The organism is Vibrio plantisponsor (genome assembly GCF_013041605.1).
GTDB classification, from domain to species: Bacteria; Pseudomonadota; Gammaproteobacteria; order Enterobacterales; family Vibrionaceae; genus Vibrio; species Vibrio plantisponsor.
In genome coordinates, this window is record NZ_JABEQC010000001.1 from 146,800 (window position 1) to 173,799 (window position 27,000).

Genomic DNA, 27,000 nt, shown 5'->3' on the forward strand with positions numbered 1-27,000 from the left:
GTCGACGACGACCTAATAGGGTTAGATGCAACGATTACATTACTGACTTTATTAGCTCTACCAACTGTAAAGCGTGAACTGACAGATTGAATTCAAGAAACACAGAAAGAGTTATCAACCCAGCCCCAACGCCCTGTAATGTTTGTTCGAGTGTGTTCATCTCGATTCTCCAATGTACTAGTGCTATTTGGATATCCACAAATGAAGATCTGAACAACTTGGTCACAACTCATGTCGAGTGAGCATATTCAAATATGGCGATTAGATCTTAAGAGGACATATTTGATGTCAATTGGCATCCCGCTTCAAGCGTAAAGGATTCGCTTCCCTCACTCTCACTAATCACTTCAAAACGAATAGGCAAATCATTAACGCCAAAGCCCAAGTTCAAGGAACTGCGATTAGAGAATCCATAACTCATTTTGTTACCGGAAGCCGCACTTGCTACGATTTTTGCGGCAAACTGCTTACCCGTTTTCGCAGTAAGTTTGACTCGTTGCGCGTCTTGAGTGCATTCAAATTGAAGCGCTCCACCATAAAGACTCAATGATGAACTATCCATCGCTATCGCACTTAATGAGACTAGAAAAGCGGCGCAAAGCGCCGCTGAATAACGTACTAACATAACCAACGATTAGTATTGAATAACGGTAACAGTGTTATTTGTGCTAGCTCCAACATTTACATTCGCAACATCGCCATATGTTTGAGTAATGTTGATAGTGTTTTCTGAGCTACCCCAGTAAACAGATACATTAGCTGCTGCATGTGCGTTTTGTTGGTCGATAGTAATATCGTTACCATGGCTCCAACCTGTAACATCAACGTCAATTGTGTTGTAGTCACCTGTTTGTGTGAAATCGACACTGTTGCCGAAACTATTTTCAACATATACGTCAGCCATGTTGCCAGTTCCATCAACATTACCTGTAACAGAACTTCCGTCACCTCTGTTCAGAACAACACTAGTTTCGTTTAGTGTACCTTCGACGCTAAGTTCAACATTTGAGTCATCTGTACCACCCTGAAGCAATACTTGAGATTTGTTACTATCACCATTTTGAACGATAGAAACATTGTCATTATCATAAGAATAATGATCCCATGGACTGTTATCAGTCATAATACGAGCTTTGTTGCTGTTGCCAGTTTGGTCGATGCTAAAATTACCTGAATCTACACCTACAGCTAAAATTCTCGCTTTGTTTTCACCACCAACTTGAGAGATAGACAGAGTAGAATCATCTACAAAGTAAGATTTAATGTCTGCCTTGTTACCCTCATTAGGAGACTCTTGGAATACAGTGACGTCAGAATCTGAAGTCATAAATAAATCTAAGTCTGCTGTGTTGTTTGCAAGAACACTACCTGAAGCCAACGTTGCTGCAATTATTAATGCCAATTTAGTTTTCATGACAATTTCCTTTATATCATATTGTTACATTTGAATAGACAAGTATCTGAATGTGTTGCCGATTAATTTTGAGTAACATACACATTGATACCATAGCCCCCAACTATGGCCACATAGTCATTACCATTTTGACTAATGCCATAATTAGAACCACCGTTATCAACAATAATGGCTTGGTTATTACTGCCCGTTTGATTAATACTCAAAGAACTTCCATATCCATATTGGATAATTGCCGCGGTATTATTATATCCAGCTTGATTAATCCAAGCTTTATTTCCATAACCATACTGAGCAATGTAAGCTTTATTAAACTTACCCGTTTGAGTTATTAAAGCAGTATTATCCCCACCATATTGCCAAATCCCAGCCTCACTCCCTACGCTGTCTGACTGGACTACTTTCGCTTTATTACCTGCAATAGAACTACCCTGCTCGATATAGACACTTCCTAATATCGAGTCTTCCAAGACGACTTCAGCATAATTATCGTCAGTTGGCATAGAATCTAACTCGTTGAAATTACTTAAGTCCAAGCCGTAACCGAACTTACCTACTTGAGTATGTCTTCTATTGTTAAAGTTCTCATGGTGACGATCATCGCCTCCATGATTATTCTCTGACTGATAATAAGCTTGACCACCAAGATCATTGTTCGCCCAAGCTAGGTTCGACATTGCTGAATACAAAACGATACCTATGACTAGCATACTGAAGCAGGCATTATTCCGGATGGACATAACTCCTCCTTCATTAGAGAACACCGTGTTCTCGTTAATTAGGTTAGAGCTGCCGATGATTTTAAACCATCAACTTTAAATTAAATTTGATATTTATTTTTTAATTTTTTGGTTGTTAGATTTATGTAAAAACAAATACAAAAATACCAATTTATTTGTTCAATTCTAATACTTTGGTTTATACAATTAATGGCAATTAACTCTTATTATTAATTCGTCTTAAACACATTTATAGAGTCATCTATGACGCTTAGAATTAATAAATTTCTAATTATTTTTTTTGTGTACTTCTCATTACATGCTTCTTATCTGAATGCAAAAGAGAGTACTGGTGACCAATCTCCTATAGAAGACACGCAACAATTAGAAGATGGAGCACACGACTCTTTAGATGAAGTAAATGGCCTCATCATAGACAGAACAATGACTCGCATTGGAAGCATGTTTTATTCAGAGTTCGCACAGCAGCTCAATGAGAGTGAAGAAAACTTAGAAGAGAATTTAACTATAACTGAAAAAACAACAGCCAAATTTGGAACCATCATGACGATTTGGCATTCGCAAAAAGTTGTCTTTCGCACCAGTCTTTCACCAAAAATGAAAGAGTCGAAAGAGCAGGCAGCAAAAGCGGTAAAAACAGTACAGGACTATTTAACCAAGTGGAGAATACAACGGATGTATTCCGACACATTCGATCTCGCACATGACGAAATATAATAAATGCTTACAAGGGAAAATTATGAAAACTCTGGTTGTTTCTAAACAGCGTTCTCAGCCTAAACATTCAAAATTTAGGTTGAAAAAGGCAATCATAATCAGTCTTAGCTTAATCAGTTGCAGTCTAGTGACAGCACCTGTATTTGCATCCAAACTGACTTACAAACCGATAAATCCTACATTTGGTGGCAACCCTCTCAACACTTCACATTTGTTTGCCAGAGCGGAAGCAATCAATGATTACGAAGACCCTGATAGGACGAGCAGCGGAACCTCATCGGTCTCTTCCCTCCTATCCTCATTACAATCACGGCTGTTAAGTGAATTAATTTCCAGCGGAGAACCGGGAAGTTTAGAAACCGACGATTACACACTAACCATCACCGATAATGATGGTTTTCTAACCATCACAGTTATAGATAAATCGACTGGTGAATCTACCACAATCGAAGTTACAGGTTTGTAGTTCAGGAAGATAAAAATGAAAAAAGGACTTTACCTAGCAGTGACTCTGGCACTCTTACTTACAGGGTGTTCAAATTTTATGGATACACCCGATGCGGAAGAGTATCCAACACTAGCGCCAAGAGGGGCTATATATAAAGATCTTATCAACCTGCCTCTCCCCAAAGGGAAGATTATGGTCTCCGTGTATGATTTTCGCGACCAAACAGGGCAATACAAAGACTACCCTTCAAGTACCTTTGCAACTGCGGTACCACAGGGAGGCACATCAATGTTGACCTCTTCTTTACTGGACTCCAAGTGGTTCTTACCGCTAGAGCGTGAAGGATTACAGAACTTACTCACAGAACGTAAAATCATTCGCGCCGCGCAGAAGAAAGATGAAGCTCCAGTTAATATTGGGGACGACTTACCTGCGTTGAAATCGGCAAACTTAGTCATCGAGGGTGGCATTATTGGGTACGAGTCTGACTTAAAAAGTGGTGGTCATGGTATCGGCTATTTCGGACTTGCGACTTATGGCGAGTATCGCATGGATCAGGTAACGGTTAACCTGCGTGCGGTCGATGTTCGAACGGGTCAAATTTTACTTAGTGTCACTACCAGCAAAACCATTTTTTCTCACGCTTTAAGTGGTAGTGTTTTCCGTTACATCGCTTACCAAGACTTACTTGAAATGGAATCGGGTTATACCAACAACGAACCCGTCAATATCGCGGTGATGTCAGCCATCGACTCAGCAGTAATACATATGATTATTGACGGTATTCAGAAAGGACTTTGGGAACCAGCCGATAAAAAACAGATGGAGAGTCCAGTAATGAAACGCTATATGCAAGAAAGCACAACGATTCTCTAAAGCCGTCAGTTCTATGCCCGCCCTTGTTTATCTGGGCGGGCAACCTTCCTTCCAATAGACCAATAAGTAAATCCCCTTGCGGCCATTCTCTGTGGTTCGAAAAGATTTCTCCCATCAAATATTACTGGTTCCCTTAACTCTGAAAAAATTAAGCTGAAGTCGGGCGCCTTAAAGTTCTGCCACTCTGTACAAATAATCAAAGCATCTGCACCTTTTAATGTCGCTTCCTTGGTGCCCATCAATAAAAGGTCGTTACGTAAAGAATAAAGCCTTTGAGTTTCTTCCATAGCTTTGGGGTCATAGGCTTGTACCATAGCACCAGCTGACCACAAGGCTTCCATCAACACACGGCTAGGAGCTTCTCGCATATCATCAGTTTTAGGTTTAAAGGCTAGCCCCCACAGAGCAAACGTTCTCCCTTTTAGATTATGAGCTCCTCCAAAGTGAACACATATTTGCTCAAAGAGCTTTCTTTTTTGGTGGTAGTTGGTGTTCTCAACCGCCTTGAGAATCTCACTTTCATAACCAATGTTCTCCGATGAACGAATCAAAGCTTGAACATCTTTGGGAAAACAAGAACCGCCATAGCCGCAACCAGGATAAATAAAGTGATAGCCAATTCTCTCATCGCTACCGATACCTTTGCGTACCTGTTCAATATCCGCCCCCAACTTATCTGCAATGTTAGCGATTTCGTTCATGAAACTAATTTTGGTCGCTAACATGCAGTTTGCCGCGTACTTAGTGAGCTCCGCCGATTTCACAGACATAAACAGAATTTTCTCGTGGTTTCGATTAAAAGGCGCATACAGCTCTCGCATCAGATCTTTCACTTCTGCAAAAAGTCTATCTGTTTCATCGAGCCCAATCACAATCCTGTCCGGACGCATGCAGTCAGTTACGGCACTTCCCTCTTTGAGAAATTCAGGATTGGATACCACTGAGAAATGTATTGGCGGTAAACCTAAATTCTCTCGGGTCAAGCTCAATACATCACTCACTTGTTGCGCTGTCCCCACAGGAACCGTGGATTTATTGATGACGATTTTTCTGTGGTTAGAGAATGTCGCGATGATTTTCGCTACATCCCGTACATAACGGAGATCTGCTGAACCGTCTTCATCTTGTGGCGTTCCAACGGCGATAAATATTACGTCAGCAAACTCAATGCCTTCTTTTGCTGAAGAGGTAAAGCATAAATGTCCGGCTGCGAGATTATTGTGGACGAGTTGTTCTAGCCCGGGCTCATAAATAGTAATTTCACCTCTTTGCAGCTTACTAATTTTTTCAGCATCAACATCCACACAACACACATTGTGCCCAACGCCACTCAATACCGCTGCCTGAACCAAACCAACGTATCCAGTGCCAAATATGGTTACTTTCATTCAACTGTCCACTCTTCCTCTGCATTGACACCAGTATTTAATGCCGAGATGTCAGAGCCGTTACGTTTTCGGGGCAGTACAATGACAAAAGTTATGCTATTTCCGGCAGTTGTAAGAAAATCTCCATGGACAAATGCTAAGCAAAGCGTACAGTTATTTAAAACAGAAGGAGTTTGAATGAAGAATTTTAGCTTCAATATGGAAGATGCCAGCCAAGTATGCGTGGGAGCTTTTGCATTGGCGGTTCCCATTTCCTTCTCGGAAGAGGCATGGCAACTGGGTACCACATTACCAACAACCAATTTGCTGTTCCTAATGAGCCTTTCTCTGTGTTTTCTGGGCGTATTCGCCTATCAAAGTGTGTTTCAGCGAAATATTCAACATCGAATTTCTGTGTTTATTTTTCGTATTGTTATCGCTTATTTGCTTGCGGCTTTAGTGGTTGGCTTGGTGCTATTTGCCTTGAACAAGTTGCCTTTGGTTGACGACCCCATATTAGCGCTCAAACGTATCATAGTTGTCACTATGCCGGCTTCCATGGGTGCGATTGTGGTAGACAGTTTTGACAAAGAGTAGAAGACTAAACTGTAATAAAACAATGATATAAATCCGTATCACCTGTAAGAGACACCAACATGAAACAGAATTTATCTCTTCGAGCTTTAGAACGTGGCGATCTTAGGTTTATCCATAATTTAAACAACAATAGAAACATCATGTCTTATTGGTTCGAAGAACCGTATGAGTCTTTTGATGAACTAGAAGAACTTTACAACAAACACATTCACGATAACGCGGAAAGACGCTTTGTTGTTGAAGATGAGAACAAGTCCCTGATTGGCTTGGTTGAAATTATTGAGATTGACTACATTCATCGTAGCGCTGAATTTCAGATCATTATTACCCCAGAACACCAAGGAAAAGGGTATGCAAATACGCTGATCAACAAGGCGTTAGATTACTCATTCACTATCCTGAACCTTCACAAAATTTACCTGCATGTGGCGATTGAAAATGAAAAAGCGCTTCATCTCTATGAACAGTGTGGTTTTATTGAGGAAGGGCACTTAGTCGAAGAGTTCTTTATCAACGGGCAATACCGAGATGTAAAACGCATGTATATACTGCAAAACCAGTACTTGAAACAATCTCGAAGTTAAGCAGCAATTCTGCAGAAGCAACCAGCACTGTCTTAGGCGGTGTGGTTTAGAGGGGCAAGAAATAAAAAAACAGGCAAATGCCTGTTTTTTTATTTAGGAGAGAATATCAAACCGATTCTCGCTGACACCATTGGTTCGAAACCAGCCAGCAATGCTGTAGCGTTTAGCATGTGCAGGAAGAACCTCATGTGGAAACTGCTCTGAAAGGAACACAACTAACCTTCCCGCAATAGGGGCGATGGTTTGAATCAGTTGATCGTTAAGATCATAAACTTTCAGTTCACCGCCGTTAGCGTCACGCCAGTCTTCATTCATATAGAAAACCGTGGTCAGTTTGCGACTTTCATTACCACGGAAAGCATCTAAGTGTTTTTTGTAAAAATCTCCGACTTCGTACTGTGCAAAATGAGCTTCATATTCGAACAACCCGAGGAATAAAGCCTGATTAACCTCACGACGAATAAACTCCATACGCTCTAGGTAATCCTGAACCGGCTGTCCCATGTCCGAGTCTAGCCACTGAATTTTATCGCGACGAATTTCACTGGCTCTTTGAGTATCTTCGTTTCTACCAATACGTGCACGCTGCCAATCATCTGAAGCACAGTTTTTGAGTAACCTAACTTGTTCAAGGGTTAGAAAATCATCCCAGACATACCAACCTTTTTCGGCAATGGAATCTAACAAGTGCTCTAGCGCCATAAGTTTTAACTACGAAGAAAAAGAAAGCGTTATAACCAGACTTTGCCACAACCACAAATCAACATGTTAATCTTAAAGAATAAAATTAATTGTCAATTTTATTACTTATAAATCATACAGTTAAAACAAAATTCAAAATGATTAAACATTAGTGTGCCAATGGTGGTATAACAAAACCAGACAACAAGATTATTCATTGGGAGTTTTCTATGATCGTAACTACTACACCGAATGTAGAAGGCAAGCGTATCGTTCGTTATTGCGGCGTTATTGCAGGTGAAGCCATTCTCGGTGCAAACATATTTAAAGATCTGTTCGCTGGCATTCGAGATATCGTTGGTGGGCGTTCAGCAACCTATGAACACGAGTTGCAGAAGGCGCGAACGATTGCATTAGCCGAACTTGAAGCTCGTGCTAGAGAGCTTGGCGCGAATGCTGTTGTCGGTATTGACTTGGATTATGAAACCTTTGGCAAGACCAATGGAATGCTGACGGTATCGGTAAGTGGAACGGCAGTGTTTGTAGAGTAACCATTCACCGTCAAAGAAAGTAAATTTGGATTGGAAAAGTAAAAAGGCAGCTCAGCTGCCTTTTTAAATATAAACTTTTTTATTAGATTAATAATAAATTAATAAACGTATTTATTATTGACTTACTTCTTCAATTCCAATGTTGTTCTTAGCCCAAATTAATGCTTGAAGACGATTCTTAGCATTAATTTTCTTAAAAACATTATGAAGGTGCGTTTTAACTGTATTTTCACTGACAAATAACTGATCTGCTATCTCAACGTTCGAAGCTCCACTGCCAAGTAGCTTAATTATTTGTTGTTCGCGCTTGGTTAATTTTGAGAACATTTGAGAGGTAACAACTGAGTTGCCAGAGCGATAATGAAGAATATATTCTTGCGCAAGTCGGCGAGTTAGCCACATTTCGCCTTTAATAATTTTACTCATGCCTTTCACTAATACATCAATGTCATCATCGGCGTAGAATACCCCAGCCAAACACTGCCACTTGAACAAATCTTTTGCTTCAATCTCACTAGGACAATTTAGTACAACTTCACGAGCTTCAGGACAACATAGGTGTTTGAACGAAGCATAGTCAGAGAGAGCATGATCATCGAGTCGAGCGTAATCGATGAGGACTAGCTGAGTATCATGACATGAAGGGTTATTCTCCTGCATCCACATATCGCAAAAAGGAGAAATTTCTATTTTTATTGGAAGCTTAGACTCCAACGCGTCTTTAAGTAAACGTGATTGCATACAGACATCAGAAAGTAATCTTACGTTTAGTTTTTTTCCTTCTGTCATTATAAAAACTCCTAACCATAGACCTGACTTATGTAAAACTAACGTTGATAGAGAATAAGTCAATGGGACAAAAGCATCCTCGATTAATAATAAAAAAAATATACAGATTACTTTAACAAATTCATGAGGTTAATTTATTGTCTTATTTTTAAGAATGCATTTGAGTTATTTAAGGAGTGGCATACTGTTCGAAACAAAAACACATTCTAAATTAGAAACGACTAAAGAATTATTCAATAAAAAGTACCCTCTTGGTCTTTCCGATTAGGAAAGAACAACTTTCCTAATTGCTTTAATCTAATCCCCCCTCTGTCGCGTTATTATATAAAGCATGATGTTCCAACGAGTCAAACTCACCCAATAAGCCTATTGTTGCACAACAATTTCTACACTCGGAATGATGGCTATTATTTGAAATCCAATTTATTGAGTATTTTAATTATGAATAAAGCACTACCTCTTTCCCTCCTCAGTTTATTCATCGCTGCGACATCTTTCAGCTCAATCGCAGAAGAGCAAACAGATGAAGTTCAGGATATGTCGGATCCACTTGCGGTATTTACTCAAGGTGGCGTTGGTATTACAGACAAAGGCATTAACCTTAAAATGGGCAAAACCTACGATTCTGGCAAAGAAAACGTTGCCGCAATGAATGTGTTTGAACTGAAAGGTATCGGTGGCAAAATGTTCGGTTTTCGAGATAACGACAAACCTATGTATGGTTCTGTTGACGACAGCATTGACTCTTTCCGTCTGCGCAACTTCCAGGCAAACATCAAAAATGGTCAAGGTCGCCAGCTTGACATGACATATGACGTTGATAGTGAAACGTTAAATGCCTCGTACAGTATTCTTCAAGCGCTTCCTCAAATTGGTGGATTCTTAAACCTATACCCTCTTGCAGGTGCGGGTGTGACGGTTCAAAACACCGAAGATGACGGTTATGAAATCCCAGGGACATTCACAGTCGTAGGTATGTACTCTAAAGTGGCTTTAACCGATAAAATTTGGATCAACTATAACCCGATGTATATGCACACACTGTCGGGTTCGGATACCTACAAGAATGGTAACTTTGCTGGTGACGACAATATCCTGACTCACGAATTTGCCATTTCTTACCAGCTCACACCTCGTTCTAATATTCGTTATTTTGCAAACTGGAATGAGAAAGTTGACTTTGCAGACGGCGATCATCGCATTGAATATAACTACCAGTTTTAATCCAAGCCGTTAGTTATTAATAAAATTATCTAACATGGATTAAACGTACAAACAGGTTTGCTTTAGAAGCGGCAACTGATAAAAACGAGCCCAGAATATCACACAAAATATCCTGGGCTCGTTAACTCAATAATGCATGGCATATGCTTGTTTAAGTACGATATAGCACCTTTAAGACATGCCAACCGAACTTCGTTTTTACTAGCTGAGGGGTGAGAACTTCACCTTGAAAGCAAGCTTTATCAAACTGTGGCACCATTTGCCCTTGACGAAATTCGCCTAGGTCTCCACCTTTCTTACCTGATGGGCATATAGAATGCTTCTTCGCTAACACCTGAAATTTAGCGCCTTTCTTGAGCTGCTGAATGATATCTTCTGCTTGCTCTTTATGCTTAACCAAAATGTGAAGGGCTGCTGCGGTTCTTGCCATTTCATTCTCTCCTCATTTCTAAAGCGCGAAGTCTAACCTAAGCTAAAGGGACACGCACCCCACTTTTTGAAAACTAAAATAGAAAATAAGCGTCTAAATCAATGCCAGTCGTTGATGATATGGCAATATGCGTTAGTATAGTTACCAGTAAAATTATTGAAGTAGTACCACTATGGCTAAGACAATAAGTAAGGCAAATCAGTCACAAGGAATGTTGATGTTCACTTTGAACCTGCAAAAGCAGCTGTTCGCTATTGGAACATTAAAAGTTCGAGAAATTGTGCCCTATATGCCGATGACTCAAATCCCTTATTCACATCACCATGTGATAGGTACGGTCACGTTTCGTAATTTAACTGTACCCGTGATCGACATGGCCGCTGCGATTGGTTTTCGACCTATTGCTCCGAACGAGTATGAAAACAGTTATTTAATCGTCACTGACTGTCTGCGTACCGTCGTGGCTTTTATGGTTCGCAGCATTGAAAAGATCATTGATTGTAACTGGCGTGCTATCGAGTCTGCCCCTAGCACTGCTGGTAAAAATGTTTTCGTTACTGGGATTACGCGCTATGAAGACAAAATCGTTCAGTTACTCGATGTCGAGTTATTGCTGTCAAAAATTTACCCGCAGTATGAATCGACCAAAGTGCCAATGCTGACAGATGTAGAGCGTGAGCGCCTCAAAGCACTGAATATTTTGCTGGTTGATGACTCGTCTATTGCCCGCAAACAACTGTCGGATGCGTTAGACCGGATTAACATCCCATATTATGTGTGCAAGAACGGCAATGAAGCGGCTGAGTTTATGAAGAAGATGGCGAACGAAAACAACGCTATCGACCTTCTCGTCAGTGATATTGAAATGCCGGGTCTTGATGGCTATGAACTTGCGTTTGAAGTACAAAATGATAAGTCGTTAAGCCATGCCTACATCATCCTTCACACTTCTCTATCGAGTGAAATTTGTGTCGACAGAGCACATCAGGTTGGTGCCCATGAAGCGCTTGAGAAGTTCAATGCTACGGAACTGATTGAAGCAATGTTGAGAGGCGCAAAACGCTTGGAAGCACAAATGGCTTAGAGCGCCAGCCAATCTGCTTCAAGATATATTTGAAAATGCAGCCTGTTGGCTGCATTTTTTATTGTTCAACGATAAATAGCGAAACCTTAAGGCAGCAATAGTTGAAGCGCTTCTCTGTCAGATTTTTTCAGCTTACTCACTACCAATTGGAATGATCTCAAACACAAATCTTCTATCATCTCCGGCTCCACATCTCCATCCAAAACAACAGAAATCCAGTGTCGCTTATTCATGTGATAGCCAGGTTTGATCGCATCAAACTGGTCTGTAAGAAACGCGCCGTCTTGAGGCTCGCATTTTAACGTAACAAACGGTTTGTCCGTATCGAATGCAAGATACGCAAACATCTTATCGCGAATCTTAAAAACTAAAGGATCCGGCCCGAAAGGATTACACGATTCAGCCTGAGGTAAATTATTTAAATACTCTTCTAAACGCTGCACATCCATCGGTTTCGCCTTCCTTTTTAATCTTCGAATATTTTAAGCCACAGCTTCAAACATTGACCTATTTGTTGTTGCTCTGCCTTTGATAGGCCAACCACAAGTTCTTCCTGAGCCTTTACATGCTCTGTGACCAACGCTTCGACTAAAGCCAAACCGTCTTCTGTCAGCTCAACTTCGATGCTACGTCGATCGGCTTGGCTGTGCTGGCGAAGTATAAGATTTTTACTTTCCAGCTTATCCAATCGATTGGTCATAGCTCCTGAAGTCAGTAGCATAGAGCTAAGTAACTCAGAAGGTGTCAGCCGATAAGGTGCGCCAGCTCTGCGCAAAGTTGCCAGAACATCAAACTCGCCCATTTTCAGATCATACTTCTTATGAACTTCTGCTATTCGGCTCTCAAGAATTTTAGACAGGCGCATCAGGCGTCCTATCATAGCCATTGGTATCGTGTTGAGATCCGGTCTCTCTGTACCCCACTGGGATACGGCCCTATCGATTGCGTCCATTGTTTTACAACTCTTTCTTTTTCATTGCCTTAAAATACTTCAATGTAAAGATACTTTACAATAACTAATTTTTGTTTTAGATTCGCCACACAGATATCTTGATATAAAGATACTTAATATGAATATTTTATTTGCCATGATTCCCGCATTTTTCTGGGGAACCACATACGCTGTCACACAATACACCTTAGCAGGCTGGCCTCCACTTCTGCTTGGTGCTCTGCGAGCTTTGCCTGCAGGGCTAATTTTGCTTGCCTTAAAACCCACTTTTCCAACTAAAACGAGCTGGAAGCCTCTGATTACCATCGGCATTGTAAATATCGCAGCTTTCTTTAGCCTGATATTTGTTATGGCATTGACGCTCCCTTCCGCTATCGCTGGTGTCGGAATGATTTCAGTGCCCGTATTTGCCATGGCATTTCACTGGATATTTAACCGCACTGCGCCATCAAAAGTTCAGCTTACAAGCGGCGTATTGCTGATATTGCTTGCATGGTTGCTGTTTGACCCGAAATCTATAGCACTGAGTCCTATTGGTTTAATCGCCATGTTGGCGGCTATCTCGTGCATTATTTACGGCTCATCTCTGACAAAAACCTTGGGCGGAAAAATTGACTGGTGGACAGTACTGACATGGCAACTCATCATCGGCGGAGTAGCACTCACACTGGTAACTCTGGTTCACGCAAGCGTGCATCCGCAGCCATACATTGACGCAATGCAGTTCTTCTCCACAACCAATCTTGGTGGATTAGTCTGGATAACATTACTCAATACTGCATTCAGTTATAGTTTGTACGTGTGGTTATTGCAGCGTATGTCGATTGTTGATTTTACTTTTGGTGGTATTGCAAACCCGATTGCAGGGATTGTCTGTGGCGGGTTACTGATGAATGAACTGTATTCACTGCATCAGTATAGTCTTATGGGCGGAATGATTATCGTATCTTTGCTGCCTCAAATTGTGGTGTTGCTGAAAAAACGCCACTCCACGCAACTCGCGTTACAAAAATAAATCGTTAAGAACCATTCATAGAGCGCTGCATCTTGTTTGATAACCATTTGATGGGCAATCAGGCAAGTAATTTCCAGCAGCAAGAAATACTTAACGTATTCTATGCGAAAAGGCTCAAATCGACGTTATTTTTGGAGCGCAAAGCGTTGAATTCCGCTACTCTTAGCGTATTACTTTCGACGCATTTATTAATACTAAGAAATGAACGAAGACGAGTTTAAAAGAGCCACTTCCAATCTTAAAAAAGCAGTACCACTAATGATGAAGCATCGCATCGCTGCGACGCCATCGAATTACGCCTTGTGGTATACCTACGCGGATAATACGATTCCTGAGCTGAACCAAGAACTGGATTATATTCTGGAGAGTTTTGGTTTTTGCCCAGCCGCAAAGGGTGAGCAGCTTTATAAAGATTATATTGCTTCAAAAGCAGAAACGAGTATCCACGAGTTAAGACAAAACGTCGAACTGCTGGTACATGAAATTTCTAGCTCAATGGACGATACCTTGTCCGACGCCAGCGCTTTTTCGCAAGTCATTGATAAAAGTTTTGCTAACTTAGAAAAAGTACACAGCGAAAACCTTTCTATTGATGAAGTGATGTCCGTTATTCGTCAATTGGTCAATGAATCAGAGGATATTCGTCATTCGACGCGTTTCCTCAACAAGCAGCTAAACAGTGCCAGCCAAGAGATTTCTCGTTTGAAATCTCAGTTAGCTCAGGTCCACAAAGCGGCTTTGTTTGATAGCCTCTCAGGGTTATATAACCGCAGAGCATTCGATGATGATTTGGCGTCACTGATGCAGTCTGAACAGGCACTCAGCCTTATCTTTTTAGATATTGACCACTTCAAAGTGTTTAACGATGAATATGGCCATCTGTTCGGAGATACTGTGATTCGTGCTATCGCAAAACGACTACAGACCAGTTGTCAGGGCGGCATTACCGCCTATCGCTATGGTGGCGAAGAGTTCGCGCTATTGGTGCCACACAAATCTTTGCGCGTGGCGCGACAGTTTGCTGAGATGCTGCGTACATCCATTGAAAAACTCAATGTGAAAGATCGCCGCACAAGTGAACAAGTCAGTAGTATTACCGCTTCTTTTGGTGTCGCTGAAAAAATGCCTAAAGACACACCTGAATCACTGGTTGAACGTGCAGACAGAAAGCTCTATGAAGCGAAAAAAATGGGCCGAAATCGAGTAATGCCTTTCTAAAACAACCCCATTTCAGTAGGTAAAAAAAACCTCCCGAGTTACAGCGGGAGGTGCTCGCAGAGCTTAAGACAGGTTGGATGGAGCACAGTGAGATTCAGTGAGTTAAAGACTGAAGCTATAACTCAATAAGTACTCTTCTCCACACTTAGAAACGTACTCTTTATCTTCACTGCACGCTTGAGGTTTACCACGCTCGTCACCTTTCACCAAACTAATCCAATGGCGCATCGCAACAGTTGGAATAGAAGTCTCATCGGTTTGCATAAACGTTGTACACGTTTCTAGTTGTATATCTTCAATCTCCACCAGCTCAATGCATCCTGTACCTCGATGGCAACCTAGCGTCACTTCTACATGGCTACCACTGCCATCACGGAACAATATTGAGCAAGGCTGTTCCTTGTTGCCGATATAAGCAACAAAGTGTTTAGGATGCTTTAAGCCACTGTGACGACCATCTTTAAAGTACGCAAGTACATGGTTGTAATCGATCATGTAGCTGGTTACGTCTTGGTGTGAACCATTTTCAAGAGGGAACAAACGGTCAAGCAACTGTTTGGCTTTCACTTGTTTCTCTCGCGATTGGTGTGCACTGACGGTTTCGACGGCGAACACTGCTTCAGCGATAAATGGTTTATGTTGTTTTTGAATGTCAGTTTTATCAAATGTCAGCATATTCATCGTCATTTCCTTATTGGATTAAGCCCTTCCTATTTGGCGACGCTATTGACTCTATTCTCTAGCGATAACCAATCGACTGGGTGTCTTTGTTCAAAAATAGTCCCAGTTCATATTTCTCAAACTTGTGTTTAATTTTTATTCAAGTTTGTGACTGGGTTAATTTGTAGACTAGCGCAATTTTACCTACAATTTCACAACAAAAATTTTACAATGTGAATTTTACAAAATGGCCGTGTCAAAAAGCTTAGTTAGACAGTCTCACTTTTTGGGTACAAAAGTGAGAAACCTGAGAAAACGCAACCACTTAACCATGGAAGATCTTTCTGCACGCTGTATTCGCATCAATTCAGAATACGCGCCTTCGGTTTCCTACCTTTCGATGATTGAGAGGGGAAAGCGTGTTCCAAGTGTAGAAATGTTGAAAGTCATTGCGGAAGTATTCCAAAAAGATCCCGCTTGGTTTCTTGATGATGAACCCGAGCAAACCGATATCACGCCAGAAAAAGGCAATCGAGGTGGTATCAGTGGTATGGCCTTGGAACCCAGCTTTCTGTTTTCCAATGATATTTTACAAATCGCGATTCCAGAGATGCTTTCTCAAACCGGCATTACCGGCAGACAGTTCGCGCATTTGCTTATTCGAGCTCATCAAGAAAGCCTGCAAAACCACTTCCCCGACTTAGAAAGAGCCGCAGAAGAGATAGGCCAGAAGCGTCTTAATCTTGCGGTTGAAGATCTGTTTGATATCGCCAAAAGTCTGGGACTCAACATTCGCTGGGTAAAAAGAACCCCTCACGATGTTGTGGATGAACTTGGGGTGAGCGCCAAACAACTCGTTACTTCTTTTTTTGAGCCGCCAGATACCATTTATCTCAACGAAGTTTTGCGACAATACCCGACTCGTCTCAAATACGATTTAGCTGTGTATATCGGTCACAATGTACTGCACAGCAAAGACGGACTGAAAAACGTCTTATCAGTCGGACATTCCAATAGTTGGGAAGAGCAACCGAATTCTCAATCCAGCTCTGAACTGAATTCACAAGATATTCTTCAGGCATGGCGTGATTTTGAATCCAGCTTTTTCGCCGGTGCGCTGCTTTGCCCGAAAGTACCATTTCGTCAGTTGTTGGATAGAAATGGTTATGAGATCGATGTGCACAAGAAAGCTGGAGTATCCCCATCTGTTGCGATGCGCCGAATGACGGTGGTTTCTCCCTACCCTCACTGGCATTACTTTGATGCTTATGGGCCGGGTAAGCTCAAAGCGGTTTATCGTGGTAACGGGATCCCTCTTCCTTGGGGCAACATGCGTAAGGTTCACGATCCCTGCCAGCACTGGGCGGTATTCAGACGCTTAGCCGAGCCTCAGGAAGGAAGCTCCGCGCAGATCTCTATTCTTAACGTCGGTGACGAGCCAAGAATCTACTGCTGTGAGTCAATCAATGTGTTAGACGCCGCAGGAAATACCCGTGTACTCTGTGCTGGCATCGATTTAAACCCAGCAATAGCAGCGCAGGGCGGAGATGCAAACGCCATAGCGGAAGAGTTGAAATCTTCTTGTGTCAGCCAAGGCGGTACAACCATTATTCCAACACATATTAAAAAGGATTTAAGAACCATTGCTCGTATCCTAAATATCAACTGGATTGAGAGAGGTATTGAGGGAGATGCTAGGCTAATCTGCTCGAGGGGCGCCGTGTGTCCGAGAAAACCGAGCTGCTATGCAAAATGCGCTGATTCAGAAGAAGATTTGATATGAAATTTCTTCTTCAGGCATGAAAAAACAGATAAAAAAAAGCCAACCACAATGTCCGTGATTGGCTATAGATATGTGTGAACAAAATAAATTCACTAACAACGTCAGTTGGCTAGGTGATCCTTGGCTTAAAAGGATCACACTAGTTAATGCAGGTAGCGTGCCAACTTTTTTCGCACAGAAACAGGCCACATTGTACATAAAACAAGCCGTTTCATTACAACCAATATCATAACGAAATTGCAGAATGCAAATATTTGCAATTTGCAATGTAAGGCACTACGCAATTTGATGTAAGAATCGAATGATTAAGCCAAACCATTCTTGACAGCATACATGGCTTCATCGGCAGCTTTGAGCATGTCATCAATATCGACAAATTTGGAGTGATAGAGGATATAACCAACACTGGCATGAATGTTCAGAAGCGTTTTATCGTAAATAACCGGTGAGTCTGATATCGCCTTTTCTATCGTTTTACTGATGATATCCAAATCTGCAACTCGATTGATACGTGGTAGGAGTATTAAGAATTCGTCGCCCCCCATTCTCGATACGATATCCGAAGCGCGAAGCGCCGACAGTATTCGCTCAGAACAAGCAATAAGAACTTTATCCCCTGCATCGTGGCCGTACTTGTCATTGATGGATTTAAACTTATCTAAATCAATGTTTACAATGGCAAAACTGTTCTTTCCTTTCGACCTTTCAGCCAATTCAAAAAAGTGTTGCAGTGTAAACATAAAATAACGGCGGTTTGGTAACTTGGTCAGTTCGTCAAACATGGCGCGCTCATTGGCAATGGTGTACAGGCGATAAATGATGAATGCCAGAATGATCAATATCAGCAACACAGGGTAGCCTTGCAGACGAACGATGTTGCTTTGATACCAAGGGAGCTGCTTGAGGACATCTTTCTTTTCTGAAGCTGCGATTACCCAGCTTCCATAGGGGAAGTTGACGATTTCTGTCGCAAAGGCGTTATCAAACGTACTCGATTCACCAAAGAAGACTTCCCCTTGAAAGCCTGAGCTATCAAAGCCACGAATAGCAAAATTGTAAGAGTAGCCGAAAGTCTCTACACCAGATTCCGAAAAAAGCGAATCCCAGTTAATAACAATACTGCATACTCCCCAATATTGGCTGTTGATTGGCGGGTCAGTAAAGATTGGAACACGCGCAACGATAGCTTTGCCACCTTGAACTAAATTTACAGGACCAGAGATAAAGATATCTTGGATCTCTCTGGCCTTATTAATCGATTTCCACTGTTGCGGAACCGTTCTGTAATCCAACCCAAGTGCCGCTTGATTGCCTTCCAATGGATATATGTATTTGATGACATCGTTGGGTGCCAAGCCCACAACTTGAACATGCTTTCCTTTACGCAGCACACTCGCTGCTACCTGCGGCCAATCCGTGATATCACCATCCGGACGCAATGTGACCAACGCCTGTAGGCCATTCGCAGCATAAATATCAGACAAAATAGAAGCTTCGAGGCGAAATCGAATTGACAACATCTCTTCTTTAGCTCGAGTGTACAGCCCCTCTCTCATGAAATTTCGCTGGCTAACATTGAAGGATTCAATCAGGCCAACAAAAATTACAAGAAAAGTCAGCAGTAGCGTTCTAACTATCCATAGTTTGCCTGAGATAGCTCCCATGCAACGTTCCTTCCACTGTGCAATGATTAAAATTACCGTACTATTATGTCGCACGTAGACACGACGACGAGCTTTTTAAATGCAATACTGTTTGACCAATCCCAAGCCAAATAATCGTGCATCTTAATAATAATATTATGGATATAACTTATGGAATTTGCGTTGTTTTCCCTAAACGAAAGTGACAACAATTGGATAGAGCTGCAAAATGCGCGCCTACTGTATGCCCCCAGTTTTCTATCGAAACAGCAGGCAGACCAAAGTTTTCTCAACCTCAGAAATGAACTGAATTGGCAGCAAGAGAAGATCCAATTGTTCGGTAAACAAGTTTTGCAACCTAGATTACAGGCTTGGCACGGAGACAAATCCTACACCTACTCTGGATTATCAATGCAGCCTCAACCATGGACACCTACTTTGCTAGAACTTAAGTCTTGCTGTGAAGCCGTCGCCAAACATACCTTCAACTCTGTGCTGGCTAATTTGTATCGCGATGGACAAGACTCGATGGGTTGGCATCAGGATAATGAAACTGAGCTGGGCACTAATCCAGTCATTGCTTCACTTACCCTTGGAGAATCTCGCCGATTTGTATTGCGTCATCTCGCCACCAAAGAGAAATACGAAGTCGAACTCGGACACGGTTCTTTATTTATTATGGCGGGTGAAACTCAACACTATTGGCAGCACAGCGTTCCCAAAACGGCAAAAGCCAAAGGAGAACGCATCAATCTTACTTTTCGCGATATCAACTAACCCCTTTGCCGTTACACTAGACGAGTTAGGAATTCACACATAACTGACTCATTGCTCACACAAATTGGTTCGTCACCATTGATACTAGCGGCAATCATTTTTCAGCATCAGTATCATCATGTTATTACGGAAGAAATACATAGCATTTAGTATCGGAGCTTCACTACTTCTGCTTTCTGCTTTGTCCAATTGCACGGAAACCACGCAGCTTCAAACTCAGCAAGAAGAAAAAAGCGACCAGTATTTCGCCGACGTTATTCGAAACACCTATGAGAGTCAGCTTTATACCTTGCCAGCATTTCAGGAAGGTCACTATGCGCTACGAATGTATCGCCAAACGTCCAATGAAAAGTACCAAGCGGCGATCTGGAGTGATCTGGCTAGAGTCGCGAGTCGGCTGAACCGTTATGCGGAAGAAGTACACACTCCGGAACAGATCTATATGCATAGCCAAAAGAGGCTCGCAGGTTATTTAGACGAAACCGATGAACGTTCGAGACTTCGCTATAACGTCACCAAGCATAATCCCGAATACCTTTATTTAGGCGTTGGCCTTTTGGGCTCCATGGCTCGCGCTGATGAGTATGGTTTAAAACACAAACAGGACGCGAAGCTGCGTGAAATCATTCGTCGTTACGACTTTACCAAGTATGCGACTGACCCAAGCATGATCAAAGCGTGGGCAGCGCAACTCGCCAATCAGGTGTACTGGCTGAAACAGTTGGGTGAGCAGGATGTGGTAGCGCCGTTTATTGAAGCTTTCCGTAATACCTATCCGGACAGTGAAGATGAGCATCTCACCAATCAACAGTTCGGTAATAAGCTTTATGGCATGACACACATTATTTTTGCTGATTCACAATACTATCAGCATGCTGTCAATGAAGCGGATCATCAGTGGATCTACGATTATTTTCGCAACAACATTGATACAATTTTGCTAAAAGCCAAAGAAGACATCATTGCAGAAGTTGGAATTTCTTTTCTGCTCGCTGGGCTAAACAATGATCCAGTGGTAGAAAAAACCAGACAGCATATCAGAGACGCCATCAATCGCGATCAAGGTATGATTCCTTCCACTTCTGGTGATTTTGATTTGAGTTACGGTGAACACCGCAATGTGCTAGCGATTATGTTACTTGACTGGCAACAGGTGAACGCCATTCCAACAATCGAAAAACAGCCGCAAGTTTTTGCCAGCCTGCCATACGGGTTGGTATCGAAATAGAAATCAACACCTTCCAAAGCGGTGGTTTAAAGTTATCAACCAAGGGCGCAAATCATTGCGCCTTTCCATTATTCAGCCTCTCAACAAAGCTCTTTTGTTTCCCATTTCATGTATTCATCAAACAGAGACTAGATACCAATAGTGGTCTCTCTTAACTTTAGGATGAGCTAAAACAACCAAGTTTAGTCAAAAAAGTGAAAGGCATCACAAGATTTCTTGTTCTTTTGTCCTTGCTTCCATTTTTTTCTCCTAGACTTTAACCGAGTTGGTTTGTGTTTAGGACAATTCTAATAATGAATAAACTGATGGGGCATCAGTTAAAGGAGATGGCGGAGATAAATTCAATCAGAAAAAACAAAGTCATATTATTAAGTTCGCTTTTATCAATGATGGTTTTTACTGTTTACGGTTATCACCATTTAACGAACAGTAACTTTATCTTTGGTTTTCTGTGTGTTGTTAGTCTCTTCGTCACAACTGCGAATCTGATTTACCTGCTGATTGCAAAGAACGCTAAATATACTGACGTTATCCTCACTTCTGTGTTGCTGACGCAGGCACTTATGGTTTTTATTTATGGGGCAGAATTAGAAAATCGCCTGCTGTGGGTATATCCGATTCTTGCCGCCGTTATCTTCATAAATACCTTCACAATTGGCTTGATCATCAGCTGCACGTACTGCACTTTGGCAGGTATCGCAATTTATAATCACCTTGTAATAGTAAGCACTGACTTTCTCGCTACTGAGCGCTTTTTCATCAGCCTTATTGCCATGTGCGCTGTGTGCAATACTTCATCCTACTTTTATTCCAAAGCCATAAACTACATCACCTCAATCTACTTAGAAGGAATTGAAAAACTTGCCTATCGCGATCACCTCACGGGTCTAGCCAACCGCTGGAGTTTTGAAAACTGGGCGACAGGGAAGCTATCAGAAATACCAAACGACGGAAGAATTACAGCATTGGTCTTTCTAGATATTGATAATTTCAAACACATCAATGACAGCTACGGCCATGAAATGGGCGATAAAATTCTCAAGAATTTTGCACACAGAATTAAGAATAACGTCCGCACACGAGACAGAGAAACCCACAAAGCTGATTTCTCTATAGCGAGATATGCAGGCGATGAGTTTGTGTTGCTACTTTATGATGTGAAATCCTTAAAAGATCTCGACAATATCCTTCACCGGATATGTCATCTATTTGACAGTAAATACAAAGATAAACAATTGCTTAGCAATGTAACCATCAGCGTAGGTGCCGCACTCTACCCGCAAGATGCCGACAACCTTTCGGAGTTGACACGCTGCGCAGACAAAGCCATGTACGCAGCTAAACACAATGGTAAGAACCAATACTGCTATTACCAGAATGTCGGTGACTATCAAACTCAGTTGCTGAATTATCCAGACAGAAAAGTTACGCCAATACACAGAGCTACTGAGTTAAATACATAACCCCCAGCGCGAGTAGCGCAATCAGAACCATAAACATCGCATATTGATGGGAACTTCTTTCATTCGTTTTCGGTCTGGCTTCTTTTCTTTTTGAAGCAAACCGCGCTCTGCGAGCAACTTCAATAATAGATGGTGCTTCACTTTCCTCTATCGCTTCTCGCTTTTTCTGCGCTTTATTCGCTGCACGAGTGTATCTGTGTAACTGATCGACGGTTAGGTCATCATCAGGGTCGTAGCGAGGGTTCTGGTCGTTATGTTTAGGAAGAACAGCCATTGCAACCTCCTCGTTAGAGTTACGTTCACTCAAAGTATAGACCAAACGGGGAATCAACTAGAAAAGCGACTACCAACCACTCATTCGAAATTATTGAATGACATCCTCGACTAACACCTCTCATCCTTTGTTTAATCCTCTACTACAATTCGGGCATAGAAACAAAAGGTCAGCCGACCTCATCTACCATCTAAAGCTACGGTATAAACATTATGAATACACAACGTGAAATCCGCCAAATCATTCCAGCACAGCCTACGTCAGACGGTGATGGCGTAAAAATCAAGCGTGTAGCTGGTTTCAACAACGCTTCTTTTTCTCCGTTTTTGATGGTGGATGAACTCAAATCAGATCAGCGCAAAGATTATGTCGGAGGCTTTCCTCCACACCCACATCGCGGAATTGAAACACTAACCTATATGCTAAAAGGCCATTTTGAACATAAAGATCATATGGGAAATGTTGGCTCACTTCGCTCAGGTGGCGCTCAATGGATGGCAGCAGGACAAGGTGTGATCCATAGTGAAATGCCTATTATGCAAGATGGCGATTTACACGGTTTCCAAATTTGGATTAATCAGCCAGCGCGCGACAAAATGAAACCAGCGCAATACCACGATTTTCAACCTGAAACGATTACAGAATTCAGAGATGAAACACTGGGATTGTTGAGAGTTTTAGCGGGTGACATTACCGCTAATGGTACTGACTTACAGGGCCCATTGACGAGAACTGGTGTACCCGCAACGGTTGCTGATTGGCAATCAAATGCTGGCGGTGCGGTAACACTACAAACACCTAAGTATCACAATGTTATGCTTTACGCTTACAAAGGCAGTATCAAAGTCGGTGAACGCGTTCTGATGCAAGGTGAGTTTGCATTGTTGTCTAGCGGGGAAGCATTCTCTATGACAGCGAACGATACAAGTGGTGTGTTGATTTTCAGCGGCGAACCAATCAATGAACCTGTAGTTCACTATGGCCCATTTGTCATGAACTCAATTCAAGAAATTGAACAAGCGATCAATGATTACAACTCAGGCTTATTCCAAACCTATTAATGATTCAATTTGAAAAACCACTTTGGTTTTTCACTTGCTCATTGGTTGCGACTATCTGTTGAGTGTTTAACAAGCAATAGTGTATAGCAAACAATGAGCACCCAAACAAAAAGAGAATAATCCACTGCCCATTCCTTTTTGCTTTGCCACACTAGTGAGTAACTAGTGTGGCCTTTTCTCATTATAGGTATTCGCACAGATAGGCTGTGGCAGCGTCAACTTTCACTTCGAATGAAGCATTACCAGCCACTTCAAATGCGTCACCGCTTTCAAATGTCGTCCAGTCTTTGTCACCAACACGCTTAATCGTGAGTGCACCTTTTACTACTGTCATACATTCCGGGCTAGCAGTGCTGAAAGTGTAACTTCCTGGCAGCATAACCCCAACAGTGACATCGTTATCTGCATGAGTAAAACCTAAAGACTTAACAGAGCCTTCAAAGTAAGTGTTTTCCTTAATCATCGTTCTTCCTTGTAAGTTATCAATTAATGGTTATTCCATCGACAGCGTATTGTTTTAACGCATTACCTGTTTTGATTCAAGACGCAAAATACCCAGATTATTCTTATTGATTTATAAATAAGCGAGCCATTCAGTTCACCTCCGAATGTCACAAATGGCTCCCCACTTTATGACTTTTGGTTATTGTCTATGGTGTAATACAGACCAACGAGCCGAGTAAAAAACGAAATCCGTTCACACACTTTCAAACTGATGCTATTTGATGGTACTTTTAGCAGGTCGTAAGAATGAACTTACAAAATGAACAAGCAGTCGGAGTCATAAGGATCGGTTGATCCAAATATTCATATGTCAAAAGAAGCATTATTTAAGTCAGTATTTGCCACAACCTTAGGTGTCGCAGCTTTGCTGTGTGGGGCACTCATTTACTTTGGTTACCAAGCTTATACCAATCCATCCCAAGTATATGGCTCTTGGATTGAAATTAATGCGCCTGGCTATCGGACTGAAGTCATCACTTTGAGTGACCAAGGTGTATTCCGCAATCACCGTTTAATCAGCACCAGCTTTGAATATGATGGTAAGAACATCAAGATAGAAACTGGTCAAGGACGCTCTGTTTATGCCTTAGCGGGAACAGAGAACTCACCTCAGTTGAAGCGAATTCAGCCAGCATCTCCTGTTCAGCGTTTTATTAAACAAGGCTTTGAAGATACCGTTGATTCAGAAAGTGCAGCGGAAACGCGCCGCAGCGCGATCACTAGTCACTTCGACCAGAACTAACCGGTCAACACTGTATCTTCAGGGTATTTCAACAGGGTTGGTTGTGGGGTCGCAAGCATATAAGCCAATGTTAGCGGCCCGATACGACCAATGATCATCACCACCACCATAATGTATTTACCCGCTTCAGAAAGCTCAGCCGTCAGTCCTGTTGAAAGGCCGACGGTGGCAAAAGCTGAAATCGTTTCAAACAAGATATGATCAAAACTGGCGTTTTTTTCGGTAATCATAAGTAGAAACATAGCGATCGTCAGCAAAGCACCGCTGACAACAATAATCGCCAATGCTTTCGTTACCGTTGGCCAGTTGACGGTACGCTGAAACATCACCACATGTCTCTTCTGACGTAAAAAAGACCAAGTTGCAACAAACGCTACAGCAAAAGTCGAGACTTTAATCCCTCCCCCCGTTGATGTAGAACCAGCTCCGATAAGCATCAAAATGATCATCACCAACAAAGCTGGACGAGTATATTGAGCAAGATCGACACTGTTAAAACCTGCGGTTCGAGCGGTTGCAGACTGGAAAAAAGCCGCTAGCCATTGCGATTCTAAATCCAGATTTTGCATCGTGTTTGGATTGTGCCGTTCTAACAACCAGAACAACACGGTGCCTATAAACAACAAGGTCGGCGTTGCGGTGAGCATGATTTTGGTATGCAAACTCAGACGATGAAAGCCTCTACGCCAGTTCGTCCAGACGTCTCCGACAACGGTGAATCCCAATCCGCCAAAGATAAATAAACTGGCAAGAGTAATAATCACTAAAGGATCGCCCACATAGCCCATCATGCTGTCCGAAAACAGAGAGAAACCAGCGTTATTAAACGCTGAGATAGCATGAAAAAGCGCGTAAAACAGCCCCGTTGACCACCCTAACTCGGGAACCCAGCGAAACGACAAAATCACAAACCCGATAAATTCTGCGATTAAAGCAAAAGTGATGATTCTGGTGACCAGTCTGCGCAGGTTAATAGCTCGGTCTTGCCCCAGTGCATCTTTCGCCAACGCCTGTTGATACAAGCTTAAACGCACACCGAATAGATACAGAAGTACCGCAGACAGAGTCATCTGCCCTAACCCGCCAACTTGCATTAACGCCATCAACAGAATTTTGCCCGCTAAGGTAAAGTGTTGCCCTGTATCAACCACACCAAGTCCGGTCACACTGATCGCCGAAGTTGCAGTGAACAGCGCATCAGCAAAGCTTAAACCGGAAACAGAAAAAACAGGGAGAGTCAGCAAAATAGCGGAAGGTATCAGAACCCAAAGGAAGCTGAGCAAGATAATCTTCGGCTCAGAACTTTTCTTTTCATTATGTTTTTTATCTAAAGGATAGAAAACACCGCTGCGAAATAGACTCATAAAGATTTCAACTTAGCCATTAATACGTCTTTAGGGCCAGCGACAATCAGCATGTCCCCAATTTCCATCACTTTATCAAGGTCGGGATTTTTGATGATTTCTGGACCACGTTTAAAGCCTAGAACCTGAATCTCATCATTCTGACATAAACTCAGTTGCCCAAGAGTTTTGCCCATCAAACGAGAACCAATCACCACTTCGGTCATGGCAAGGTTGCTGCCTAACTCCTGAAATTCCAAGACTCGCTTATCCAGCATCTTACGCGCTACGCGAACACCCATATCGCGCTCGGGCATGATGATGTGGTCAGCGCCAATTTTTTGCAGAATCTTGGCGTGAAACTTGTCGTTCGCTTTTACCCAAACAGATTTCACACCCGATTCTTTCATTACAAGCGTGGTAAGAATCGATGCGTTCACATCTTCGCCTATTGAAATCATCACCATGTCGTAATCGCTGAGTTTTAACTCTTCCGCGGTATCTTCGAGCGTACAGTTAGCGACAACCGCTTGAGTGACAAACTGAGTCGCAGCCTTCACTTTGTCTTCATTGATATCCACAGCCAGCACTTGTGCACCAGCGTCTGCCAACTCTTGGCAAACCGATAAACCAAAACGCCCTAAGCCGATCACGGCAAATTGCTTATCACGAATTTTCATTTTATGGCCTTACTGACTCAAATGGTTACTTTGCTCTATTGGCGCTAACCATACTAATTAAAACCGCTAGCAAACTTGTTGAATACTATTGGACGACTTTTTAGATAGCATAGAATGCCTTTAAAAATTCGCCACTTAACTCACATAATCTAGAG

The 27,000-nt window shown here is 42.1% G+C and carries 31 protein-coding genes; 16 read left to right on the forward strand and 15 right to left on the reverse strand.

Annotation, left to right across the window (positions count from 1 at the left end; genetic code table 11):
• Positions 1-268: 268 nt before the first annotated feature.
• From HKI82_RS00735 to HKI82_RS00745, 3 genes are all read right to left on the reverse strand, one after another.
• The gene (locus HKI82_RS00735; protein WP_171136897.1) at positions 269-625 is read right to left on the reverse strand and encodes a hypothetical protein; all 357 of its coding nucleotides are present in this window, start codon (positions 623-625) and stop codon (positions 269-271) included.
• A 9-nt stretch (positions 626-634) separates the two neighbouring features.
• Positions 635-1,414, reverse strand: coding sequence for a curlin (locus HKI82_RS00740; protein ID WP_171136898.1), 780 nt, complete (start codon positions 1,412-1,414; stop codon positions 635-637).
• A gap of 62 nt (positions 1,415-1,476) precedes the next feature.
• Positions 1,477-2,154, reverse strand: a complete 678-nt coding sequence (locus tag HKI82_RS00745) for a curlin subunit CsgB (protein WP_240956620.1) — start codon at positions 2,152-2,154, stop codon at positions 1,477-1,479.
• A 243-nt stretch (positions 2,155-2,397) separates the two neighbouring features.
• On the opposite strand from HKI82_RS00745, the gene HKI82_RS00750 reads away from it, so the two are divergent.
• The 3 genes from HKI82_RS00750 to HKI82_RS00760 are packed head-to-tail and all read left to right on the forward strand — an operon-like array spanning position 2,398 to position 4,195.
• Complete coding sequence (locus tag HKI82_RS00750) at positions 2,398-2,871, forward strand: CsgE family curli-type amyloid fiber assembly protein (RefSeq protein WP_206361773.1); 474 nt, start codon at positions 2,398-2,400, stop codon at positions 2,869-2,871.
• Positions 2,872-2,893: 22 nt separating this feature from the next.
• Positions 2,894-3,337 (forward strand): curli assembly protein CsgF, encoded by a 444-nt coding sequence (locus HKI82_RS00755; RefSeq protein WP_171136899.1) that lies wholly within the window; start codon positions 2,894-2,896, stop codon positions 3,335-3,337.
• A 15-nt stretch (positions 3,338-3,352) separates the two neighbouring features.
• Positions 3,353-4,195: a CsgG/HfaB family protein gene (locus tag HKI82_RS00760; protein WP_042485599.1), complete on the forward strand. Its 843-nt coding sequence runs from the start codon at positions 3,353-3,355 to the stop codon at positions 4,193-4,195.
• 11 nt (positions 4,196-4,206) lie between these two features.
• Here the strand turns inward: HKI82_RS00760 and HKI82_RS00765 are convergent, their stop codons facing one another.
• A complete protein-coding gene (locus tag HKI82_RS00765; RefSeq protein WP_171136900.1) occupies positions 4,207-5,583 on the reverse strand; it encodes a UDP-glucose dehydrogenase family protein in 1,377 nt (458 codons plus the stop codon).
• 177 nt (positions 5,584-5,760) lie between these two features.
• Here HKI82_RS00765 and HKI82_RS00770 point away from each other — a divergent pair, with 177 nt between their 5' ends.
• Positions 5,761-6,159, forward strand: a complete 399-nt coding sequence (locus HKI82_RS00770) for a DUF2391 family protein (RefSeq protein WP_102941810.1) — start codon at positions 5,761-5,763, stop codon at positions 6,157-6,159.
• Between the two features lie 59 nt (positions 6,160-6,218).
• Positions 6,219-6,743, forward strand: coding sequence for a spermidine N1-acetyltransferase (gene speG, locus HKI82_RS00775; RefSeq protein WP_102941809.1), 525 nt, complete (start codon positions 6,219-6,221; stop codon positions 6,741-6,743).
• A 93-nt stretch (positions 6,744-6,836) separates the two neighbouring features.
• Here the strand turns inward: speG and HKI82_RS00780 are convergent, their stop codons facing one another.
• Positions 6,837-7,445 (reverse strand): 2OG-Fe(II) oxygenase, encoded by a 609-nt coding sequence (locus HKI82_RS00780; protein WP_102941808.1) that lies wholly within the window; start codon positions 7,443-7,445, stop codon positions 6,837-6,839.
• Positions 7,446-7,654: 209 nt separating this feature from the next.
• On the opposite strand from HKI82_RS00780, the gene HKI82_RS00785 reads away from it, so the two are divergent.
• Positions 7,655-7,975 (forward strand): heavy metal-binding domain-containing protein, encoded by a 321-nt coding sequence (locus tag HKI82_RS00785; RefSeq protein WP_171136901.1) that lies wholly within the window; start codon positions 7,655-7,657, stop codon positions 7,973-7,975.
• A 114-nt stretch (positions 7,976-8,089) separates the two neighbouring features.
• Here the strand turns inward: HKI82_RS00785 and HKI82_RS00790 are convergent, their stop codons facing one another.
• A complete protein-coding gene (locus HKI82_RS00790; RefSeq protein WP_102941806.1) occupies positions 8,090-8,764 on the reverse strand; it encodes a LuxR C-terminal-related transcriptional regulator in 675 nt (224 codons plus the stop codon).
• Positions 8,765-9,205: 441 nt separating this feature from the next.
• Here HKI82_RS00790 and HKI82_RS00795 point away from each other — a divergent pair, with 441 nt between their 5' ends.
• Entirely contained in the window at positions 9,206-9,988 is a 783-nt protein-coding gene (locus HKI82_RS00795) for a hypothetical protein (RefSeq protein WP_171136902.1), read from the forward strand.
• Between the two features lie 151 nt (positions 9,989-10,139).
• Here HKI82_RS00795 and ppiC read toward each other — a convergent pair whose 3' ends face one another.
• Entirely contained in the window at positions 10,140-10,418 is a 279-nt protein-coding gene (gene ppiC, locus HKI82_RS00800) for a peptidylprolyl isomerase PpiC (RefSeq protein ID WP_102941805.1), read from the reverse strand.
• A gap of 172 nt (positions 10,419-10,590) precedes the next feature.
• Here ppiC and HKI82_RS00805 point away from each other — a divergent pair, with 172 nt between their 5' ends.
• Positions 10,591-11,502 carry a chemotaxis protein gene (locus HKI82_RS00805; protein WP_102941804.1) on the forward strand — a complete coding sequence of 304 codons (912 nt, stop codon included), beginning with the start codon at positions 10,591-10,593 and terminating at the stop codon, positions 11,500-11,502.
• Positions 11,503-11,588: 86 nt separating this feature from the next.
• On the opposite strand, the gene HKI82_RS00810 is transcribed toward HKI82_RS00805, so the two are convergent.
• Positions 11,589-11,951 (reverse strand): MmcQ/YjbR family DNA-binding protein, encoded by a 363-nt coding sequence (locus tag HKI82_RS00810; protein WP_171136903.1) that lies wholly within the window; start codon positions 11,949-11,951, stop codon positions 11,589-11,591.
• Positions 11,952-11,968: 17 nt separating this feature from the next.
• Positions 11,969-12,454: a MarR family winged helix-turn-helix transcriptional regulator gene (locus HKI82_RS00815; protein ID WP_171136904.1), complete on the reverse strand. Its 486-nt coding sequence runs from the start codon at positions 12,452-12,454 to the stop codon at positions 11,969-11,971.
• A 118-nt stretch (positions 12,455-12,572) separates the two neighbouring features.
• On the opposite strand from HKI82_RS00815, the gene HKI82_RS00820 reads away from it, so the two are divergent.
• Positions 12,573-13,469 (forward strand): DMT family transporter, encoded by an 897-nt coding sequence (locus tag HKI82_RS00820; protein WP_102941801.1) that lies wholly within the window; start codon positions 12,573-12,575, stop codon positions 13,467-13,469.
• A gap of 201 nt (positions 13,470-13,670) precedes the next feature.
• Positions 13,671-14,687, forward strand: coding sequence for a GGDEF domain-containing protein (locus HKI82_RS00825; RefSeq protein ID WP_102941800.1), 1,017 nt, complete (start codon positions 13,671-13,673; stop codon positions 14,685-14,687).
• A gap of 102 nt (positions 14,688-14,789) precedes the next feature.
• Here HKI82_RS00825 and HKI82_RS00830 read toward each other — a convergent pair whose 3' ends face one another.
• Positions 14,790-15,368, reverse strand: coding sequence for an aldolase/citrate lyase/malate synthase family protein (locus tag HKI82_RS00830; RefSeq protein WP_171136905.1), 579 nt, complete (start codon positions 15,366-15,368; stop codon positions 14,790-14,792).
• Positions 15,369-15,594: 226 nt separating this feature from the next.
• Here HKI82_RS00830 and HKI82_RS00835 point away from each other — a divergent pair, with 226 nt between their 5' ends.
• A complete protein-coding gene (locus tag HKI82_RS00835; RefSeq protein WP_102941798.1) occupies positions 15,595-17,130 on the forward strand; it encodes a DUF3612 domain-containing protein in 1,536 nt (511 codons plus the stop codon).
• Positions 17,131-17,435: 305 nt separating this feature from the next.
• On the opposite strand, the gene HKI82_RS00840 is transcribed toward HKI82_RS00835, so the two are convergent.
• On the reverse strand, positions 17,436-18,794 hold the full coding sequence (locus HKI82_RS00840) for a diguanylate cyclase (protein WP_102941797.1): 1,359 nt from the start codon (positions 18,792-18,794) through the stop codon (positions 17,436-17,438).
• 150 nt (positions 18,795-18,944) lie between these two features.
• Here HKI82_RS00840 and HKI82_RS00845 point away from each other — a divergent pair, with 150 nt between their 5' ends.
• The 3 genes from HKI82_RS00845 (at position 18,945) to HKI82_RS00855 (ending at position 22,241) form a co-directional block, all read left to right on the forward strand.
• Entirely contained in the window at positions 18,945-19,550 is a 606-nt protein-coding gene (locus HKI82_RS00845) for an alpha-ketoglutarate-dependent dioxygenase AlkB family protein (protein ID WP_171136906.1), read from the forward strand.
• Positions 19,551-19,668: 118 nt separating this feature from the next.
• Positions 19,669-20,778 carry a DUF3541 domain-containing protein gene (locus HKI82_RS00850; protein WP_171136907.1) on the forward strand — a complete coding sequence of 370 codons (1,110 nt, stop codon included), beginning with the start codon at positions 19,669-19,671 and terminating at the stop codon, positions 20,776-20,778.
• A gap of 293 nt (positions 20,779-21,071) precedes the next feature.
• Entirely contained in the window at positions 21,072-22,241 is a 1,170-nt protein-coding gene (locus HKI82_RS00855) for a GGDEF domain-containing protein (protein WP_171136908.1), read from the forward strand.
• On the opposite strand, the gene HKI82_RS00860 is transcribed toward HKI82_RS00855, so the two are convergent.
• Complete coding sequence (locus tag HKI82_RS00860; RefSeq protein ID WP_171136909.1) at positions 22,222-22,515, reverse strand: hypothetical protein; 294 nt, start codon at positions 22,513-22,515, stop codon at positions 22,222-22,224. The genes HKI82_RS00855 and HKI82_RS00860 overlap by 20 nt on opposite strands.
• A gap of 212 nt (positions 22,516-22,727) precedes the next feature.
• Here HKI82_RS00860 and HKI82_RS00865 point away from each other — a divergent pair, with 212 nt between their 5' ends.
• The gene (locus HKI82_RS00865) at positions 22,728-23,576 is read left to right on the forward strand and encodes a pirin family protein (RefSeq protein ID WP_171136910.1); all 849 of its coding nucleotides are present in this window, start codon (positions 22,728-22,730) and stop codon (positions 23,574-23,576) included.
• A 181-nt stretch (positions 23,577-23,757) separates the two neighbouring features.
• Here the strand turns inward: HKI82_RS00865 and ppnP are convergent, their stop codons facing one another.
• On the reverse strand, positions 23,758-24,039 hold the full coding sequence (ppnP, locus tag HKI82_RS00870) for a pyrimidine/purine nucleoside phosphorylase (RefSeq protein WP_102941791.1): 282 nt from the start codon (positions 24,037-24,039) through the stop codon (positions 23,758-23,760).
• Positions 24,040-24,387: 348 nt separating this feature from the next.
• Between ppnP and HKI82_RS00875 the strand changes: the two genes are divergently transcribed.
• Positions 24,388-24,822, forward strand: coding sequence for a DUF2850 domain-containing protein (locus tag HKI82_RS00875; RefSeq protein ID WP_171136911.1), 435 nt, complete (start codon positions 24,388-24,390; stop codon positions 24,820-24,822).
• Here HKI82_RS00875 and HKI82_RS00880 read toward each other — a convergent pair.
• Positions 24,819-26,186, reverse strand: a complete 1,368-nt coding sequence (locus HKI82_RS00880) for a TrkH family potassium uptake protein (RefSeq protein WP_171136912.1) — start codon at positions 26,184-26,186, stop codon at positions 24,819-24,821. The genes HKI82_RS00875 and HKI82_RS00880 overlap by 4 nt on opposite strands.
• Positions 26,183-26,845 (reverse strand): potassium channel family protein, encoded by a 663-nt coding sequence (locus tag HKI82_RS00885; protein ID WP_102941788.1) that lies wholly within the window; start codon positions 26,843-26,845, stop codon positions 26,183-26,185. The genes HKI82_RS00880 and HKI82_RS00885 overlap by 4 nt, the downstream gene beginning before the upstream one ends.
• Between the last annotated feature and the right edge of the window lie 155 nt (positions 26,846-27,000).